This is a genomic window from Corynebacterium sp. KPL2680 (assembly GCF_040225675.1).
GTDB lineage: Bacteria > Actinomycetota > Actinomycetes > Mycobacteriales > Mycobacteriaceae > Corynebacterium > Corynebacterium rhinophilum.
The window spans coordinates 1-19,151 of the sequence record NZ_JBEHFM010000031.1; the positions used below are offsets into that span (position 1 = coordinate 1).

The window sequence follows — 19,151 nt, forward strand, 5'->3', positions numbered from 1 at the left end:
GCGACTGACCTGTCAACCATCACGACCACTTACCCAGGAACAGACTGTCAAATAAGTCATGAATTCGGACACCGTCATTCCCTCGCTTTAACCCACCGTATGGTGGGTTTTTCCATATCTGCAGCTAGGCCCCTCCTTGCCGATGCCCCCTCCATCCCGCTGCCCATCTCCCGTTAAGCGCGGCCGTGAATACATCACATTGGGGCGGTGGCCAGAAAAGCGTAATCTGGTGTGCATGACCGTACCTAATATTACTTTGAATGATGGAAATACAATCCCCCAGCTGGGCTTTGGTGTATTCCAGATGGCCCCGGAAAAGACCGAGGAATACGTAGCCGAGGCGCTACGCGTGGGCTACCGCCACATCGATACCGCAGCTATTTACGGCAATGAAGAAGGCGTGGGCAAGGCCATTGCTAACTCCGGCATCCCGCGTGAGGAGCTCTTCATCACCACCAAGCTGTGGAATGACCGCCACACCGATGCCGCTGCAGCGCTGGATGAATCCCTGCAGAAGCTGGGCTTTGACTACGTAGACCTATACCTCATCCACTGGCCTACCCCGGCCAAGGGCACCTACGTGGAGGCTTGGAAGCAGCTCATTGAATTGCGCAAAGAGGGCAAGGCGAAGTCCATCGGCGTGTCCAACTTTGAGCCGGAGCACCTAGATCAACTGGAGGTGCACACAGACGTCGTTCCTGCGATTAACCAGGTGGAGCTGCACCCTTACCTGCAGCGCTGGCGCGAACTGGATGCGGGACGCGCACACGGCATCGCCATCGAGGCTTGGGGCCCGCTGGGTCAGGGCAAGAGCGATATCTTGGAGGCACCAGAGGTGACTGAAGCAGCCGAGGCACACGGTGTTTCCCCAGCCCAAGCCATTATTCGCTGGCACCTGCAAAATGGGGTCATCCTCTTCCCCAAGTCCTCGACGCCATCGCGCATTGCAGAAAACTTCGATGTCTTCGGCTTCGAGCTCACGGATGCGGAAATGGCTGCCATTACCTCGTTGGAGGAAGGCGAAGACGGCCGCGGTGGGCATCACCCCAATGACATGAACGACGCATAATGCGTTTGGTGTAACCACCACATAGAAACGCCGCGTGGCCCAAATGGCCCGCGGCGTTCATTTATGTCTATTCAAGGAACCTGGCGGTTTTAGCGCGGGTCCTTAGGCAGCTCGGGTGGGATATTGGTGCGCTCGTATTCTGCGAGGATATCGATGCGGCGCTGGTGACGCTCGGCGCGGGACCATTCTTGATCCAAGAAGGCATCCACGATTTCTAGGGCCTCTTCTTGCGAGTGCATGCGCCCGCCGATGCCGATGAGCTGCGCATTATTGTGCTCGCGGGCCAGGCGCGCGGTTTCTGGCGACCATGCCAGCGCGCAGCGCGCGCCCTTGACCTTATTGGCGGCAATCTGCTCGCCATTTCCGGATCCGCCCAGCACGATTCCCAGGGAACCTGGATCGTTGACGGTGCACAGGGCCGCTTCGATGCAGAATGCGGGGTAGTCATCCTCGGCGTCATAGGTATGAGCGCCGCAGTCGATAACGTCATGGCCTTGTTTGGTGAGGTGTTCAGAAATCAGGTTTTTGGTCTCAAAACCTGCGTGGTCAGCTCCAAGATATACGCGCATAACCCCTACAGTACCGGCACCGCCGCCTTCTAGGCACTACTTTGCACAACCTATTTCGCTCATAGCCCAGCACTGTTAAGCTAAAGCGCAGACTACGTGCTGCAACGAAAGGCGATAAAAATGAGCCCTCGCGTCCTCGCACTCTACGGCAGCATCCCTGCTATCGCGGTGCTATTATTTGCGGCGAATATTTTCTTAACCAATAAGAACTACCTTGTGCCGCTTATTCATACCGTACTGTTTACTGTCGCCCACCTTGTTCTGGGGCTGTGGTGGCTGAATCAGCGCGTGCTAAAGAAAAATCGCCTCGGCGGTTTGGCCGCGGTGATTGGACTCTTATCCCTGCTCACCGCGGCCTCATGGGCTACGTGGGTGGCCGCCGCTTGGTCAGAATTCCAGGCTCAAACGGCCATGCCCATCATCAATATCGCCGGGGTGCCAGCATTTTTACTCACGCCGGTAATCGCGGTGTGTTGCCTGGCCGCCGCGGTACGCCGCAAGCAAGGCCAGCAGCGCTCATAACTAGTCCTCTTCTACCTGCGGCATCTCCGTGCGGGAGCGCTTGAGCTCGAAGAAGTAAGGGAACTGGGCTAGGCGCACGGAGGCATCGAAAAGCTCACCAGCTTCCTCACCCTTGGGAACGCGGGTAATAACCGGGCCAAAGAAGGCGGTATCGCCCAGCTTAATAACCGGGGTGCCTACCTCATCGCCCACGGAAGAAATGCCGTTGTGGTGGTATTCGCGCAGCTTCTCGTCGTACTCCTCGGTGTGTGCCACCTCCGCAAAGTCTGCGGGGAGGCCAACCTGCTCTAATGCCTGGGCGATGATCTCGTCATAGCCGCCATCGCCCTTCTTTCCGCCGTTGCCCTTGGCGTGGATCAAGGTGCCCATGGCGGTATAAAGCTCATCTACCTTCTCTGGCTGCTCGGTCTTGACCTTGGCGAATACGCGGGCAGGGCCCCAGTTGGCCTCCATCATTTCCATGTATTCGGGATCAAGATCGCGGCCGTCATTCAGCACCGACAGGGACATCGGCTCGAACTCCACCGTAATATCGCGGACCTTTTCTACCTCTTTGATCCAGCGGGACGTTGCCCATGCGAACGGGCAGGAAGCGTCGAACCAAAACTTAACTGAAGTAGTCATTATTCCTCCTTGAAATAAGTGCAGTTTGCCCCACCACTGTAAACGCGCTGCTAACCTTGATGCATCACTATTTTCGTTAGCAAAGGAGAATCTAGGCAATGACCTCTGTAAACCTCACGTGGGAGGAAGCAAAAAATCGCTCCCAGATGCTCAAGGTTAACCATTACGATGTCGCTTTAGACCTTAAGCATTCCGATACCCACTTCCTGTCCACCACTACGGTGCGCTTTAGCACCCAGGAGGCCGGTTCTACCTTCATCGATCTGCGCGCGGACAAGCTGCACGAGGTGCGCCTGAATGGAAACCCGCTGCCCACGCAGTCCTATGACCCCACCTACGGCATTCCACTCTCCGGGCTGCAGGTAGCGGACTACACGCTCGAGGTCATCGCGGAGATCCCCTTCTCCCGCACCGGCGAGGGCCTGCACCGCTTCGTGGACCCTGCCGATAACGAGGTCTACCTCTACACCCAGTTTGAAACTGCCGATGCCAAGCGCGTCTTTGCCTGCTTCGACCAGCCGGATCTGAAGGCCACCTACTCCCTGCACTTTAAGGCCCCAGAGGAATGGACCATTATCACCAATGGCCCGGTCACCCGCGAGGGCGATACCTCCCATTCTGAGATCGACTACCCGCTATCGACCTACCTGGTTGCCCTGTGCGCAGGCCCGTACCACGAGGTCACCGATACTTGGCGCGGCGAGCTGACCGAGCACCCCGAAGGCAAGCCGGCCCAACAGCTCGAGGTCCCGCTCGGTATTTACTGCCGCGCCTCTCTGGCTGATTCCCTCGATGCCGAGCGCCTATTTACTGAGACCAAGCAGGGCTTCGACTTCTACCACCGCAACTTCGGCTTCCCCTACCCCTTTGGCAAGTACGACCAGATTTTCGTCCCCGAGTTCAACGCCGGCGCGATGGAAAACGCCGGTTGCGTAACCCTTCGCGATGAATACGTCTTTACCTCGCAGGCCACGCACTACAAGTACGAGCGCCGCGCCGATACGGTCCTCCACGAGCTCGCCCACATGTGGTTCGGTGACCTCGTGACCATGCAGTGGTGGAATGACCTGTGGCTCAACGAGTCCTTCGCCACCTGGTCCGCTGCCATTTCGCAGGCGGAAGAAACCGAATACGATACCGCCTGGGTCACCTTCGCCAACGTGGAAAAATCCTGGGCCTACCAGCAGGATCAACTGCCTACCACCCACCCCATTTCCACCGATGCCAGCGATATCGAAACCGTGGAGCAAAACTTCGACGGCATCACCTACGCCAAGGGCGCCTCGGTGCTCAAGCAGCTGCAGGCTTATGTCGGCCGCGAGAACTTCCTCGCTGGCGTGCGCCGCCACTTCGCCGCCCACGCGTGGAGCAATGCCACCTTCGATGATCTTCTCCGCCACCTCGAAGAGGCATCCGGGCGCGATCTCTCCTTCTGGGCGCAGCAATGGCTGAAGACCACTGGTATTAATACCCTGGCGGTTGCCACGGCGGCCGACGATGACGGCACCATCACCCAGGCGCACCTTACCCAGCGCGGCGATACCCTGCGCACCCACCGCGTGGCGGTGGGCCTGTACGGCACGCAGGGCGGCAAGGTCGTGCGCACCGAGCGCCTTGAGATGGACGTGGAGGGCAAATCCACCGAGATCCCAGAGCTGGTCGGTCGCAACCTCAATGACATCGACTTCATCCTGCCCAACGATGACGATCTGACCTACTGCCTCATCGCTTTGGACGCAGGCTCCCTGCAATTCCTGCTGGATAATATCGAGAAATTCGATGACCCCATGGCGCGCACCCTCTGCTGGTCCACCGCCTGGGAGATGACCCGCGCCGGCACCATGCGCGCCCGCGACTTCATCCGCTTGGTGGCCCGCGGCATGAAGGCGGAGACCGAGCTCGCCGTCCTCGAGCGCATCGTCTCGCAGGCTTCTACCGCGCTGAAGAACTACGCGGATCCGACGTGGGCGAAAGACAGCACGGTTCTGGCGCAGGCGCTTGTCGATGGCGCCCGGAGCACCGATACGCAGCGTTCCATCATCTGCACGCAGGCGCTGTCCAGGATTCCGCTGCACCAGCCGGCCCGCGACTACCTGCACGATCTCCTCGCGGATTCCGATGATGCCGGGCTGCGCTGGTCCGCCGTCGCAGCGCTTGCTGCCGCGGGCGCGCTTGCCGATGCCGAGGCCGCCATCGCCGCCCAGCTCAAGCGCGATAACTCCGCTACCGGCCACTACTCTTCCCTGCGCGCCCGCGCCGCGATTGCCACCGCGGATAATAAGCGCGCGGTATGGGAAGAGATCGTCACCGGGGATCTCACCAACCGCGAGCTCACCTCCAAGCTGGAAGGGCTGAACTACCCGCACTCCGATGACCTCCTGCCCACCGCGGAATTCTTTGAGGTGGCCGAAAAGATCTGGGACTCCCAGTCCTCCGAGGTGGGCCTGACCACCGTCACCGGGCTATTCCCGTCCTGGGATATCACCCAAGACGGCCTCGATCGCGCCGACGCTTTCCTGCAAAAGGACCTGGCAGGCGGCCTGCGCCGCGCGATTACCGAGCAGCGCGACCGCGTGGCCCGCGCCCTGCGCAACCGCGAGATCGACGCCAACTAGGTGACTATTTCTTGCGGAGGTTCAGCTCGATGCGCGGACGCACCTGGATCTCCGTGAGCTGGGTGGTGGGCCCTGCCTCCACGACAGTGCGGATGGCGCGCGCCACCTCAACGGGCGCAATAACCCCGTTCGGGTTGTAGTCCTGCAGGCCCTCCAGCATCGGGGTATCGGTGGGGCCCGGCGCCACGGTAGAGACGCGGATTCCGGGCTCGGAGATACGCAGGGCATCGGCAAGCGCATACAGCGCGTGCTTCGTTGCTGCATAGACCACGTTATCGCCGTAGCTCTTGCGCCCCGCCCCCGAGTTGATGAAGACGACGGTGCCCTCTGCCTTGCGCAGCTGCGGCAAGAGCGCGCGGGTCACCTCCGCTGGCGCGTGAACGTTGAGATCCATGTGGGCGCGCCAATCTTGCGGGGTTGCCTCTTCCACCGAGAACTTCGTGGCGCGCGCCGCGCCGTGCACGAGGACATCGACCCGCTCTAGCTCGGGCAACTGCATGCCCTCGTCCAAACCGGCGACCAAGTCGCTGGCAACCGGCGTGATATTCGCGGCCTCTGGCAGCTCATCGGCGCTGCGGCCCAGCGCATAAACGTGGTAGTCGCAGGCGAGATCCTTGATGATCTCGCGCCCCATGCCACCGGTGGCACCGGTAACGACGGCGATTTTCTCTGGCACATTCGTGGTATCAGTCATGCCACCCCATCATAGGGAAAATGGATGCTAGCGGTGCGCGGCGTCCGTCCCCGTTCCGCGATGTGGAACGATAGGGGCTATGGCTACTCCTGCAATCGCGATCGTCGGCATGGGCCCGCGCGGCATTTCCATCTTGGAACGCCTCACCGCCCGCATGGATGATTCCAGCTCCCCCGTTACCGTTCACCTCATCGATGAGGCCCAGCACGGCGCCGGCCGCGTCTGGGAAACCGACCAAACCAAGACCCTATGCATGAATACGCGCGCGGGGGCTGTCACGCTTTTTACCGAGCCCGGCGCGACGGTGGTTGCCCCCGTGCTCGAGGGGCCGACGCAATACGAGTGGATCCAACTGCTGCGCGGCGAGGGCGATAAGGTAGCTCCTGCCAAGCGCGAGCTTTTTACCCAGCACCCTCCGGCCGCGCATATTGCCACCGAGTACCGCGCGGAGCTGGCCGCTACCCGCCCGGAGTCCAACCCCACCCGCGCGTTATATGGCGAGTACCTGCGCTGGGTCTATGATGTGGTGCTGGCGCGCCTGCCGGAGAGCATTTCTACGGTCAGCCACCACCACCGCGTGGAGACCATCTCCGCAGACGGCGCGGCCGATATCCTGCACTTGGACGATGGCTCGCAGGTGCGCGCCGATGCCACGGTCCTAGCCTATGGCTGGATGGCGCCGCGCTTTAATGATGAGGAGCAGCGCTTGGCGGAGTCTGGGTTGCGGTGGATCGCACCGGGCAACCCCGTGGAACAAGACTATGGCGCCATTCCCGCCGGTGAAGACGTGTTGGTGCGCGGTCTGGGCATGGGCTTTTATGACATCATGGCGCTAACCACCATCGAGCGCGGGGGCAAATTCGTCGAGGATGCCACCACCCGCTCCGGCCTGCGCTACGAGGCGAGCGGGAAGGAACCACATTTCATCGTCTCGTCCGGGCGCGGTTATCCCTTTCATCCCAAATCCGAGTACAACGAGCTGCCGCCCACGATGCCGCGGCGGCGGTTGCATGAGGTCATCGACAAGCTCCAGGGCACTGAGGACATCGACTTTGACGCCCAGGTTTGGCCTGCCATCGCCCGCGATAGCTACGAGGCGTATATCACCACGCTGGAACGGGTGAATCCGGCGGCGCTGCTCCGCCCGCGGGAAGAGATCCTCGCGGTCATCGATTCCACTGCGCCGGATGATCTCGGCGCCGCTCTTGCGCCCCTGGTCACCCAGCCGTGGGATATGACCGAGCTGATGTACCAAGTCGCTGGTTTTACCGGCGATATTTCGGCGTTGACCGCCCACATCGCAGATAGCCTGGCGGGCGATATCCAGGAGGCCGCAGCCGGCCACGATTCGCCCATGAAGGCCGCGCTGTGGTCACTGTCCCAGTCGCGCAAGCCCGCCTCCATCCTCGGCGCGGAAGGCCGCTATACCCGCGAGTCCCGCACGGGCCGCTACGCACAGTTCATGTCCTTTGGGCAGATGGTGGGCTCTGGTCCTCCGCTTTTCCGCGTGCGCCAATTGCTCGCGCTTGTCGATGCCCATCTAGTCCGCTTCCTCGGCGATCACCCCACCCTCGCCATCGAGTCAGACCATTTCACTCTGACTTCTGGCCCGCGCTCGGCATCCGCGCCCACGCTTGTCGATGCCTTTATGCACAAGCCCGATATCCGCGTCGCCGGCGATCCGCTCACCCGCGGATTGGTCGAGGGTGGACGGGTGCGCCCGTTTGCCGATCACAGGCAGGACACCGGTTCCCCCGAAACCGATGGTGCCACGCGGCGCACCGTACATCCTGATGGCAGCTTGGATGAACGCCTGCATATCGTGGGCATCCCCACCTATGCGCAGTGGCCGGATACAACGATTTCCCCCATGCCGGGCACGGACCCGCTCATGCTGCAGGAAACAGATAAGACCGCCGGATCCCTGTTAAAGGTTGCCGGCGGCCACTAAGTACGCGTTTTAGAGCGCTTTTTAAAGGGCGTCGAGGGCCTGCTGCAGATCCGTTAGCAGGTCATCGATGTCCTCGATGCCGATGGAGATGCGCACCATGTCCTCCGGCGGCACCAATTCGGATCCTTCGGCCGATACGTGGGTCATATTCTGCGGGTGCTCGATGAGCGATTCCACCCCACCCAGCGATTCCGCTAGGCAGATAAGCCGCGTATTCAAACAAATCTGCTTGGCGTGCTCTGGGTTGTGGAAGCGCACGGACATCATGCCGCCGAACCCGCGCATCTGCTGCGCCGCCAGCTCGTGGCCCGGGTGCTCCGCCAATCCCGGGTACCGCACCTGTTTGACCTCTGGGCGGGCCTGTAAGAATTCCGCCACCTTTTGCGCATTGGCGCAGTGGCGGTCCATGCGCACGCCGAGGGTCTTAATGCCGCGGGCGGTCAGGTAGGCATCGAAAGGCGAGGCGACCGCGCCCACATTGCCCTGGAAATACAGCAGCTGCTCATCCACCTCGGGGTCATTGGTAACTACGGCGCCACCGAGGACATCGGAATGCCCACCCAAGTACTTCGTGGTGGAGTGCAGGACGTGGTCTGCGCCGAGTGCGAGCGGGTTCTGGAGGTACGGTGTGGCGAAAGTATTATCCACCAGCACCTGAGCATTGCCCTTAACCTTGGCCACTGCCGCAATATCGGTGATATTCAGCGCCGGGTTGGTCGGGGTTTCTAGCCAGATGAGCTTGGTATTGTCCTTGACCGCAGCGGCGACGGCATCGACATCGCAGGTATTGATAATGGACATCTCCACGCCCCACTCCGTGAAATCATTAAGCAGGCGGTAGGAACCGCCGTAGGAGTCATTGCCCAAGATGACGTGGTCGCCGGGGCGCACCAGAATGCGCACCATCGTATCGGCGGCTGCCATACCAGTGGCAAAGACGCGGGCGTAGTCCGCGCCCTCCAGCGCAGCCAAGGTCTTTTCAAGGGATCGAACCGTCGGGTTGGCCACGCGCCCGTATTCGAAGCCGCCGCGCAGCTGCGCGAGGCCATCTTGGGCGAACGTGGTCGAGGCGTAGATCGGCACGTTAATGGATCCCACGTGCGGATCCGGGTGATATCCAGCGTGAATGGATCGGGATGAAAATCCTTTTGCCAAGTTATGCGCGCTGTGTTCAGTCATGCCTCCCAATCGTAGACTAAGCGGTTCATCCACACCGGCCATTCGGCAATTTATATTCGGTTCCGCCCGCGCTGCAATTTCTGCGCTGTCAGTGAGATTTCAGGATTCTTCTCTACAATGGGTGCGGTTAGCTTGTGTCTACGATCAAGAAAGAATGATGAGTACGAACTTATTTATCACGGCTCAGGGCGCTGCAGAGAAAAAAGACGATGCAGTCGAGTCCGTATCGAGCTTCTGGAACGACGAAAACGTTCAGCTTTGGCTTATCGAGCGGCCCATTCGCATCGGCCTCATTATCATCTTGGCCTTCATTGCGCACTGGGCGCTGCGCCACCTCATCAACCGGCTGGCGAAAAACAGCATTAAGGCCTCCACCCTCAAAAAGCCCAGCCGCAGCCGCAGCAGGTCTGGAGAGGACGGACAACCGGATGACACCCTGCGAGAAACAAGGGAGGCCCGCCGGGCCTCGAGGATTAAGACCCTCGCCGGCGTGGGGCGATCGGCGGTTGCCATCGTGGTCTGGGTTTCGGCCGGCATCGCCATCCTGGATGAATTGGAAGTCAACGTTGCCCCGCTGATCGCGTCTGCCGGTGTAATCGGTGTCGCCCTCGGCTTCGGTGCACAGGAACTGGTCCGAGACTTCCTCTCCGGTATTTTCATGCTCATTGAGGATCAATACGGCATTGGCGATGTCATTGACTTAGGCAACGGCGTCTTCGGTGACGTCGAGTCCATTTCCCTGCGCATTACCACCGTCCGCGATATCGACGGTGCCCTGTGGTACGTCCGCAATGGCGAAATCTTGCAGGTGGCTAACCACTCCGATGAGTACTCCGTTGCCCGCATCCAAATCCCTGTCGGGCTATCCAATGACCCTGAGGTTGCTGGCGATGTCATCGACAAGGCTGTCAAGGATGCCGTCAAGGACGAAAAGATCCGCAAGATGGTGCTCAGCACCCCGCGCATCGACGGCATGTCCAAGTTCGAGCCGGACTACGTATCCTTCCGCGTGTCCACCAAGACGCTGCCGGGCCGCCAGTGGGACGTCCAGCGCTTTGTCCAGTCCCGCGTCCTCAACGTCATGCACGCAGAGGGCATTACCACCCCGTACCCACACGGCATCGGCATTGCCAATCCTCACAAGAGAGACGATGCCTAAATGAATTCCGTCTATGAAGCCATCGGTGGGACCCCTACCTTTGAGCGCCTCGTGCATGGCTTTTATGACCAGGTCAAAGAAGATGACGTGATTGGTCCCATGTACCCGGATCAGGATTGGGAAGGCGCGGAACAGCGCCTAACCTGGTTTCTGATTCAGTACTGGGGCGGTCCCCAACACTTCTCCGAAAACCGCGGCCACCCGCGCCTGCGCATGCGGCATGCGACCTTCCCCATAGACATGGAAGCTCACGACCGCTGGCTCGAGCTGATGGGAAAATCCCTCGATAGCATCGAGGAAGACACCATCCCGCCGGCGTATCGCACCATGATTTGGGACCACATGCAGCGCGTCGCCGCCATGCTCATCAATAGAGCGCCTTAATTTTCACCTGCTTGTAACGCTGCTTTTGCAAGCGTTTCAAGCCACAAACAGGGGCCCTCGCACTTCCGTATTAGGTAAGTGCGCGGGCCCCTTTACTGTGTATCAGCACTAGCACCGGCTAGCGCTAGCAACTATCTAGTCCTGCCAGTCGAATGCCTGGCGTACCGGCTCGGATACCAGCTTGCCGCCGCGGGTCATGACGCCGGAGCGCAAGCCTGGGAAGCGCTCGATTGCGGCATCCAGGTTGTCGTTGGCTACCGCGCGGATATACGGCAGCGTCGCCGAAGCCAAGGCGCGGGCCGAGGTATTTGCCACCGCACCAGGCATATTGGCCACGCAGTAGAAGAGGGTGTCGTGGACCTTGAAGGTCGGCTCGTCGTGGGAGGTCTTGCGCGAGTTCTCGAAGCAGCCGCCTTGGTCGATGGCGACATCGACAAGCACTGCGCCCTCCTTCATCTTCTTCACGGTCTCCTCGCGGACCAGCTTTGGTGCCGCCGCACCTGGAATCAGTACGGCGCCAATGACGAGATCGGCCTCCTCCAACTCCTTATCCAGCGTGGACGGATCAGAGATCAGGGTGCGCACGCCGCCGGCGTACTGGTCATCAAAGCGCTGCAGGACGTGCGGATCCACGTCCAAGACCGTGACTTCTGCGCGCAGACCGTGTGCCATCGCAACGGCGGACGCGCCTACCTGGCCACCGCCGATGACCACCACGCGCGCAGGCTGGGTGCCCGGGATACCGGAGACCAAGAGACCGCGGCCGCCCTGGGTGGACAAAAGGTGGTGTGAACCCTCAATGACGGCCAAGCGCCCAGCGACCTGGGACATAGGGGTCAAAAGCGGCAGGGTGCCGCGGCGATCAGTAACGGTTTCATAAGCAATCGAGGTCGTCTTCGATTCCGTCAGCGCCTCCGTCAGCGGGCGATCCGCTGCCAAGTGCAGGTAGGTAAAGACGGTGAGATCCGAACGCAGGTACTGATACTCGGACTCGAGCGGTTCCTTTACCTTCAGCAGGAGCTCGGCCTTGGCCCACGTCTCGTCCGCAGAATCAACGATGGTAGCGCCAGCCTCTACGTACTCCTCATCGGGGAAGGACGCGCCTACGCCTGCGCCCGTTTCGATGAAAAGCTCGTGCCCATCAGCAACCAAGGTCCGCACCTCAGTTGGGGTGAGGGCAACGCGGCTTTCATTATTCATGATTTCTTTAGGTACAGAAATGCGCACGGAGGTTCTCCTTCATGTGTTGGTTACAGTGGCGAAAATTTACTTCTCGCTGTCAGGTTAACGCAGAATGCAAAGGAGAATATAAGTTTGTGTATATTTCACGAACGGGGGTGACAGCAATAATCGCACTTTCCCCGATACCGCAGTGTATAGGGTTAAAAATCCACACCCGGAAAATAACTACCACCCCCGACTATTGGGTTATAGATATTACTTACTGTCTGTTTTGGGCGGTAAGATCCCAGATTCGGGGAGTGATTACAGGACCGATAGCCGCGTGGAACGGTAGATGCTGCCAAACGGTGCATCAAGGCGCACCCACCGGCCAAGACTCGACACTCGCAGGTGCCGCGGAATATCCATGGAGGCAGAGAACCCCGGAATTAGCCCCAAGTTGGTGCAGGCAAAGATCATCCGCATCGGGATTTCCACCGTCTGTCCATTGCCTTCAACCGTGACCACGGTCTGATTAAGCAAACTGGGTGGCGGGCCCATAGGACCGGAAAACTCCCGGGTCAGCTTTTGACCTTGGTCCGAAAGGTCGCGAACCACCGCCACCGGCAGGGTATCCACCACGCTAAAGCCGGTGGCCGGGGGCAATGCGCCCGGCCACGACGCATCGCGAGCTGGGCCGAGTTCCATAATGCCGGTGCCATCGTGTTCCGCGAGCTGTTGCTCCAGCGTCTCCGCGGACACCACTGCCCCATCGCGGGAGACAACCCCCTGCACCCGCCGGGAGGCGACGACCTCGAAGGGGGTGGTCACGAAGGCATCGACAACGTCATCGGCAAGCTGGCGCAGGCGCACCGACGCATTCGCGTCTACCCCAACTGCGCGCGCAAGAAGGGCCCGTAAGCCAGGTCCTCCGCTGCGAACTTCAAACGACTCGGTGACCATGGCTAACGGGCCCTACCTTTCTTCATGTGCCTAGTGCGCCAGTTAGGAAGCGCTCATCTGCAGAATATCCTTTTCCTCATCCGTAAGCGGGCGCGGGGTGTGCTTCTTCTTGTCAATGACAACCTGCACACAGTTCACCGTGGCCGCTACCTCCCCAGCAGCGGTCTTGACCTGCTGGGTCGTGGTAAAGGATGACGAACCGATCTGGGAAACGGAGGTTTCCACGATGACGTGGGCATTGCCCTCAAAGGGAATGGGCCGCATATAGTCCACGTCGAGATGACGCACCAAGGCCATGAAATCGATGCCCTTGGCATAGATATTCTCCTTGGCAAAAGCCAAGCGCGCCTCCTGGGCAACCTCGATATAGTTGGCGTTCATCATGTGGCCGTACATATCGAAATCGCCCCAACGGGTGGACACTTGGTGGGTATGCGCGTTATCGGTCGCCATCATTCTCCTCAGGAATTATCGGGTGAGCTTGCGGTGAGTTACGCGAGAAGGACGGGCGGCGTCTTCTCCCAGACGCTCCACCTTGTTCTTCTCATAGTCACCAAAGTTACCCTCAAACCAGAACCATTGCCCCTCGGCAACGTTGCCTTCCCACGCCAAAATGTGGGTACAGGTGCGGTCCAAGAACCAGCGGTCGTGGGAAATAACAACGGCACAGCCAGGGAATTTCTCCAAGGCGTTTTCTAGCGAACCCAGGGTTTCGACGTCCAAGTCGTTGGTTGGCTCGTCAAGAAGGATAAGGTTGCCTCCCTCTTTCAGGGTCAGCGCCAAGTTCAAGCGGTTGCGCTCACCACCGGAGAGCACCTTCGACGGCTTTTGCTGATCCGGGCCCTTGAAACCGAAGGCGGAAAGGTATGCGCGCGATGGCATCTCATTTTGGCCAACGTGAATATAATCCAGCCCGCCGGAAACGACCTCCCACACGGTAGCCTCTGGGTCGATATTCTCGCGGTTCTGGTCCACGTAGGACAGCTTGACGGTCTCACCGACCTCAACGGAGCCATCATCCGGTTCTTCCAAACCGACGATGGTCTTAAACAGCGTGGTCTTACCCACACCGTTCGGGCCGATAACACCGACGATGCCGTTGCGCGGCAGGGTGAAGGAAAGGTCCTTAATCAGGGTTCGATCATCGAAGCCCTTGACCAGGTTCTTCGCCTCGACAACCTTATTGCCCAAGCGCGGCGGCGTAGGAATCTGGATTTCCTCGAAGTCCAGCTTCTTGTACTTCTCCGCCTCGGCAGCCATCTCTTCGTAGCGCTCCAAACGCGCCTTGTTCTTGGCCTGGCGAGCCTTGGCACCGGAGCGTACCCATTCCAGCTCGTCCTTCAAGCGCTTGCGCAGCTTGGCGTCCTTCTTACCGGCGACCTGGAGGCGCTCTTGCTTCTTATCCAGGTAGGTGGAGTAGTTGCCCTCGTACGGGTACAGCTTGCCGCGGTCCACCTCGCAGATCCAGCCTGCCACGTGGTCCAAGAAGTAACGGTCGTGGGTGACGGCCAAGACGGCACCTGGGTAATCCGCCAAGTGCTTTTCCAGCCACTCCACGGACTCGGCGTCCAAGTGGTTGGTGGGCTCGTCCAAAAGCAGCAGGTCCGGCTCCGTCAACAGGAGCTTGGCCAAGGCCACGCGACGGCGCTCACCACCGGAGAGGTTGGTCACCGGGGCATCGGAAGGCGGGCAGCGCAATGCTTCCATTGCCTGCTCGATCTTGGAATCAACCTCCCATGCATCGGCAGCATCCAGGTCCTCTTGCAGCTTGCCCATTTCTGCCATGAGCTCGTCGCTGTAATTGGTCGCCATTTCTTCGGCGATTTCCTCGAAGCGCTGCTTCTTTTCAAAGATATCGCCGAGGCCCTCCTCGACGTTGCCGCGCACGGTCTTTTCTTCATTCAGCGGCGGCTCCTGCTGCAGGATGCCCACGGTAGCGCCCGGGTCGAGGAATGCCTCACCATTGGAGGGCTGATCCAAGCCGGCCATGATCTTCAGAATGGAGGATTTACCGGCACCATTGGGGCCGACCACACCAATCTTGGCGCCCGGGTAGAACGCCATCGTGACATCATCAAGGATGACCTTATCGCCAATTGCCTTGCGCACGTTTTTCATCGTGTAGATGAATTCGCCCACTTTTACCCCTTTGCAAAAATTTGGGAGACGTATTTATCTACACAAACACTACATCAGAATGCGCGCCTAGGTGCCTCGGGTCGGGCGAACCCGAGGCGGATGGCTGGCGCTATGCATGCACGGTTTCGGCGGTCTCCTCCTCTTGCGTTGCTACTTCCTCACTGTCCTGGGCTGCCACGCTATTTCCCGCTTGGATGCGGTCTGCAGCGGTATCTCCCGGCGCGGAGTTATCCACGTCGGGCTCAACTTCGTTATCACCAAGCTCCGGAATAGCGATGTTTTCCTGGTTATATTGCGGCGCCAAGCGTTTTGCACCAATGACGTGGCGGTTTAGGTCCAAGCCCACATACTGTGCCTTGATAAAGGTGCGGTAGTGGTCCTTGCCCTCATCATCGCGCCACTGATCGGAGACGATCGAGCCGCAGACGAGCAATGGCATCCCTTTAGCCAGGGATTTCTTGACGTTGATGGCAAATTGGTTCCACATTTCCACGTCAATAAAGAGGTGGTCTACATCGCGCCACTGCTGCTGGCCGCGCTGGTTCTCCGCCTCGGTGCCGGTATCGGCGGGACGGTCAGGAACGCGCCGTGAGGATGCGATGCGCAGTTTGGTTTTATATGCGCCGGTCGAGGTCTTGGTCAAGATGGGATCTTGGGTAAGGCGGCCGGTGAGCATCACTGGGTATTGAGACATGGTGCTGAAATTCCTTTACTAGGTTGTGGGTTCGCGAGTGGTATGTCCCTCGCTCGCTTTCACATCCTGCTGCCGCAGCGCAACCGGCACCATGCCATACCGGCTAGCACTGTGGATAACTTGTTGTCCCCTTCAACAAAGCGGCCCCAGGATGGTCACTTTCGGGCGGGTTATCCACAAGGGGGCGACTATTTAGTGCCCACGGAACCCGCTTTCATCGCCGTGGCTCATGTCCTCCAGCATCGCGTTATAGCGGGCGAGCTCAGCATCATCGTCCGCCTCCGCCTGTACATCGTGACGCCGTGCGGTCGCGCGGTCATCGCGCAGCCAATCCAAAAAGAGTTTGCCAAAGACAATGACCAAGGGGAATTGGCCAAAGCCCCAGGCAATACCCCCGCCCACGCGCTGATCCTGCAGCAAGTCCTGTTCCCAAGGCAGCTCGAGATACTGATAGAAGTCGAGGCCAAGCACCGTTTGCAGCTGCATCAGGTAGACGCCGGCGAAGAGGTGGAAGGGCATCGACAAGAAAAGCATGCCAAGCCGGAAGGGCGTGGAATGGCGCTTGGGCAGGGGATCTGGGCCGATGACTTCCCAGAAGTAGAAGTAGCCGGAAATGAGGAACACGTAGTTCATGATGAGGTGGCCGGCATGCTCCGAAATGGCGAATTCGTACAGGCTCGGAAAAAGATAGAGCACGTAGAGGAAAAAGAGGTACTGCGCCAAGTTTACGAAGGGATTGGTAATGACCCGCACGAACTTAGATTGGGTCAGCGCCAAGGCATAATCGTGCGGGCTGGGCTGGCCCTTCGGACCCGGCTCGTAGGCCTCCATGACCAACGTTACGGGCGCGCCTAACACCATGAGCAGCGGGATGGTCATAGACAAAATCATGTGCACCAGCATGTGGATGGAATACATGGCCGGCATGTACAGACCGAGGCCCGTAGACATGACGAGCGTAAGTCCCAGCGAGCCCACCATAAACCACGCGGTGCGCCCCTTGTCCCAGCTCAACCCGCGCTTGTGCACGCGGTAGACCAAGTAGCCGTATGCCGCGGCCAAGAGTAGGCCAATCGTGCCAAACATGATGTCAAAGCGGAACATCGTCCAGATATTGAATACCGTGGGCGCCTCATGCAGGTTATAGCCCATAAGGATCTGCATGGAGCTCAAATTTGGGTCCCGCGGCGGTGGTGGCACGGTGCGCCCCAGGGTGATGGCTACGCCAATCGTTCCCGCCATGACTGCGAGCTCCACGATGGCGATACGGATAAAGAGCCGCGGGTTTCTATCTAACTGCGGAATGGTGAGCTCACGGTGGATAAGCCCCATAATGCCCAGCAGAATGGTGAGCACGAATTTGGTAATCAAGATAATGCCGTAGGGTGATTGCGGCAGGTCCGAAATATCCATCCGGATGAGCGTATTGACCAGGCCGGATACCGCCAGCACGACGATGGCCATGAACGCGATGGTGGAATAGCGCTTGACCGCAAAGGCGAGGTTCGGGCCCAAGCGCCGGCCGTGCGCGATAAGCGCCATGAGGCCGCCTACCCACAGCATCACAAATACCAGGTGCCACAGCAGCGAGTTCGTGCCGTAATCGTGGTCGCCACCGGTCGCGGAGTGGCCCTCAAGTCCGATGGGGACTACTTGCAGGATGGACAGCAACAGCAGGACCGGCTGCATGGCCCAGGTGCGACTGAGACTGCCAATAATTCCCACGGTAAGGGCGATGAGCACCGCAATCCCCCACACGATGGTGGAGGAAATTTCCGTAAAGGCCATTTTCAGAATGGTCAGGTTGAAGACCTTAAAAAACGGCGTGCCGGTAAGGTCCGACATGATCATCGGGATTTCTACCAGCCCCACGGCCGCAACGCCGAAGGCCGACCACGTACCGGTGCGGGCGGCGATATGGCCGTCAACCGATAATGGTGCCCCGATGAGGGAATCGTTCTCGCCACGCGGGGTGATGAGAAACGACGAGGCCAAAAAGGAGCCCACAGAAAGCGCCATCAAGAGCCACGCCAGTCCACGAAACAGCGGCAGGCCAAAGGTGGTAATCCGCCCAGGGTCCGGAATGCCCAAGGCAGCCAAGGAATCCGCCAATAAGAATAAGGAAATGAACCCGGCAACCAAGCCAGCAAAAAGCATTGCTGCAATAAAAATTCCCCAGGAAGGACGGGGTTTTTGCGTTCCAGACTGCGTGCTTTTGACCAGCTTATTGACCATAGCTCGCATTCTATAGGGCCACCCTAATGCAAAGCGAACGCATATTTTTCCCCTGGATATGCCATGATAGAGCCTATGGACACCCGTCAACTTCTTTATTTCCGTGCCGTTGTAGACAATGGGTCCTTTACCCATGCCGCCGCAGCCCTCGAAATGACCCAACCCTCCCTGAGCCTTTCCATCCGCAAATTGGAAAAGGAGCTCAATACCCAGTTGCTGTCCCGGGGTCGTTCGGGCGTAACTACCACGGAGGCGGGTGATTATGTCTATGACACCGCCCTTAAGGTTGATGCCCTGCTTGCCGATGCCCAGCGCCACATCAGCGAAATCACCGGCGATAACGCCAATACCGTCTCCCTGACGTCGTGTCCCATTTTGAACTGGGAATTTACCCCTTCCATCCTCTCCGAGCTCACCGAAATCCACCCCTCGGCTCGCATTAGCTTGGATGATTCCACCGCGACCACCGCCATTAAGCGACTATTGGAGGGCCAGGTGGACCTCGCGCTCTTGCCGACGTCCGACCCCAAAGCCTTCATTCGTCGCTACTCGCCCGAACTGACCATCCACGACGTCGCCGAGTTCGACTACACCCTCGCGGTGCCAGAAAGCCTGTCACACCTCCCCTCTCCGATCTCCTTGCGGGACTTGCGTGAGGAAACCTGGCTGGTGCCTCCCCACTGCCGCGAGCTTCCCGGCATGGCAGAGCTCTACGATGAACTGTGGGAGAACCACCCCTCCTACAAGCCGAATCACATTCAAGACGTGTCATCGCTGCACGCTGCCATTCCGATGATTTCCAGTGGCTTTGGCATCAGCTTCATGCCACGGTGCGCCCCCGCGCTGCATCCGCAGGGCATCGCTTCGCTAACGGTCAAAGAGGAACTTCCGCGGTTCCACGCCATCGTGGCGTACCGCTCCGACCGCGAACTGACCCCAGCCGCCCAAGAATTGGTCGGTATTTTGCGCACGCACAATTCCGCCCGCCCCCTGGCTTAGAAATCACCGTGGCCGTGGGCTAATATGAGTGTGCTGTCCAGCCCCCATAGCTCAGCGGATTAGAGCAGTGGGTTTCTACCCCATGTGTCGCGGGTTCGAGTCCTGCTGGGGGCACCGTTGTCATGAGTCGCGACATGCTTGACAGGTCAGTCGCGACATAGTTGACAAACCGGCATCTCAGTCGTTTTTGTTCT

At 59.4% G+C, this 19,151-nt stretch carries 17 protein-coding genes and 1 tRNA gene; 8 read left to right on the forward strand and 10 right to left on the reverse strand.

The genetic code is table 11. From position 1 onward, the window contains the following. Window positions 1–235: 235 nt before the first annotated feature. The gene (locus ABRP66_RS10820; protein ID WP_349838672.1) at window positions 236–1,069 is read left to right on the forward strand and encodes an aldo/keto reductase; all 834 of its coding nucleotides are present in this window, start codon (window positions 236–238) and stop codon (window positions 1,067–1,069) included. Window positions 1,070–1,158: 89 nt separating this feature from the next. On the opposite strand, the gene ABRP66_RS10825 is transcribed toward ABRP66_RS10820, so the two are convergent. Then, on the reverse strand, window positions 1,159–1,638 hold the full coding sequence (locus ABRP66_RS10825; protein ID WP_005277878.1) for a ribose-5-phosphate isomerase: 480 nt from the start codon (window positions 1,636–1,638) through the stop codon (window positions 1,159–1,161). A gap of 120 nt (window positions 1,639–1,758) precedes the next feature. Between ABRP66_RS10825 and ABRP66_RS10830 the strand changes: the two genes are divergently transcribed. Further along, window positions 1,759–2,160: a hypothetical protein gene (locus ABRP66_RS10830; protein ID WP_349838673.1), complete on the forward strand. Its 402-nt coding sequence runs from the start codon at window positions 1,759–1,761 to the stop codon at window positions 2,158–2,160. Here the strand turns inward: ABRP66_RS10830 and ABRP66_RS10835 are convergent, their stop codons facing one another. After that, the gene (locus tag ABRP66_RS10835) at window positions 2,161–2,784 is read right to left on the reverse strand and encodes a mycothiol-dependent nitroreductase Rv2466c family protein (protein WP_349838674.1); all 624 of its coding nucleotides are present in this window, start codon (window positions 2,782–2,784) and stop codon (window positions 2,161–2,163) included. A gap of 98 nt (window positions 2,785–2,882) precedes the next feature. Between ABRP66_RS10835 and pepN the strand changes: the two genes are divergently transcribed. Then, window positions 2,883–5,399, forward strand: coding sequence for an aminopeptidase N (gene pepN, locus ABRP66_RS10840; RefSeq protein WP_349838675.1), 2,517 nt, complete (start codon window positions 2,883–2,885; stop codon window positions 5,397–5,399). A gap of 4 nt (window positions 5,400–5,403) precedes the next feature. Here pepN and ABRP66_RS10845 read toward each other — a convergent pair whose 3' ends face one another. Next, window positions 5,404–6,093, reverse strand: coding sequence for an SDR family oxidoreductase (locus tag ABRP66_RS10845; RefSeq protein ID WP_284869328.1), 690 nt, complete (start codon window positions 6,091–6,093; stop codon window positions 5,404–5,406). A 79-nt stretch (window positions 6,094–6,172) separates the two neighbouring features. Between ABRP66_RS10845 and ABRP66_RS10850 the strand changes: the two genes are divergently transcribed. Further along, entirely contained in the window at window positions 6,173–8,044 is a 1,872-nt protein-coding gene (locus tag ABRP66_RS10850; protein ID WP_349838676.1) for an FAD/NAD(P)-binding protein, read from the forward strand. Window positions 8,045–8,065: 21 nt separating this feature from the next. On the opposite strand, the gene ABRP66_RS10855 is transcribed toward ABRP66_RS10850, so the two are convergent. Continuing rightward, window positions 8,066–9,223: a cystathionine gamma-synthase gene (locus ABRP66_RS10855; protein ID WP_349838677.1), complete on the reverse strand. Its 1,158-nt coding sequence runs from the start codon at window positions 9,221–9,223 to the stop codon at window positions 8,066–8,068. Window positions 9,224–9,377: 154 nt separating this feature from the next. Between ABRP66_RS10855 and ABRP66_RS10860 the strand changes: the two genes are divergently transcribed. Then, a complete protein-coding gene (locus ABRP66_RS10860; RefSeq protein ID WP_284852541.1) occupies window positions 9,378–10,382 on the forward strand; it encodes a mechanosensitive ion channel family protein in 1,005 nt (334 codons plus the stop codon). Continuing rightward, window positions 10,383–10,766, forward strand: a complete 384-nt coding sequence (locus ABRP66_RS10865; RefSeq protein ID WP_005277863.1) for a globin — start codon at window positions 10,383–10,385, stop codon at window positions 10,764–10,766. A gap of 135 nt (window positions 10,767–10,901) precedes the next feature. On the opposite strand, the gene ald is transcribed toward ABRP66_RS10865, so the two are convergent. The 6 genes from ald to ABRP66_RS10895 all read right to left on the reverse strand — a co-directional run bounded on the left by ald (window position 10,902) and on the right by ABRP66_RS10895 (window position 17,967). After that, window positions 10,902–11,993 carry an alanine dehydrogenase gene (gene ald, locus ABRP66_RS10870; protein WP_284771296.1) on the reverse strand — a complete coding sequence of 364 codons (1,092 nt, stop codon included), beginning with the start codon at window positions 11,991–11,993 and terminating at the stop codon, window positions 10,902–10,904. 258 nt (window positions 11,994–12,251) lie between these two features. After that, complete coding sequence (locus ABRP66_RS10875; RefSeq protein WP_284771297.1) at window positions 12,252–12,890, reverse strand: DUF8185 domain-containing protein; 639 nt, start codon at window positions 12,888–12,890, stop codon at window positions 12,252–12,254. Between the two features lie 42 nt (window positions 12,891–12,932). Next, the gene (locus tag ABRP66_RS10880) at window positions 12,933–13,346 is read right to left on the reverse strand and encodes an acyl-CoA thioesterase (protein ID WP_284785836.1); all 414 of its coding nucleotides are present in this window, start codon (window positions 13,344–13,346) and stop codon (window positions 12,933–12,935) included. 12 nt (window positions 13,347–13,358) lie between these two features. Further along, a complete protein-coding gene (ettA, locus tag ABRP66_RS10885; RefSeq protein WP_005277855.1) occupies window positions 13,359–15,029 on the reverse strand; it encodes an energy-dependent translational throttle protein EttA in 1,671 nt (556 codons plus the stop codon). 109 nt (window positions 15,030–15,138) lie between these two features. Further along, window positions 15,139–15,723 carry a single-stranded DNA-binding protein gene (locus ABRP66_RS10890; RefSeq protein ID WP_284785838.1) on the reverse strand — a complete coding sequence of 195 codons (585 nt, stop codon included), beginning with the start codon at window positions 15,721–15,723 and terminating at the stop codon, window positions 15,139–15,141. A gap of 192 nt (window positions 15,724–15,915) precedes the next feature. Next, complete coding sequence (locus tag ABRP66_RS10895; protein WP_502879917.1) at window positions 15,916–17,967, reverse strand: bifunctional copper resistance protein CopD/cytochrome c oxidase assembly protein; 2,052 nt, start codon at window positions 17,965–17,967, stop codon at window positions 15,916–15,918. A 66-nt stretch (window positions 17,968–18,033) separates the two neighbouring features. On the opposite strand from ABRP66_RS10895, the gene ABRP66_RS10900 reads away from it, so the two are divergent. Then, window positions 18,034–18,957, forward strand: coding sequence for a LysR family transcriptional regulator (locus ABRP66_RS10900; protein ID WP_349836088.1), 924 nt, complete (start codon window positions 18,034–18,036; stop codon window positions 18,955–18,957). Window positions 18,958–18,997: 40 nt separating this feature from the next. Next, window positions 18,998–19,071: transfer RNA gene (locus tag ABRP66_RS10905), tRNA-Arg, on the forward strand. The last annotated feature ends 80 nt before the right edge of the window (window positions 19,072–19,151 follow it).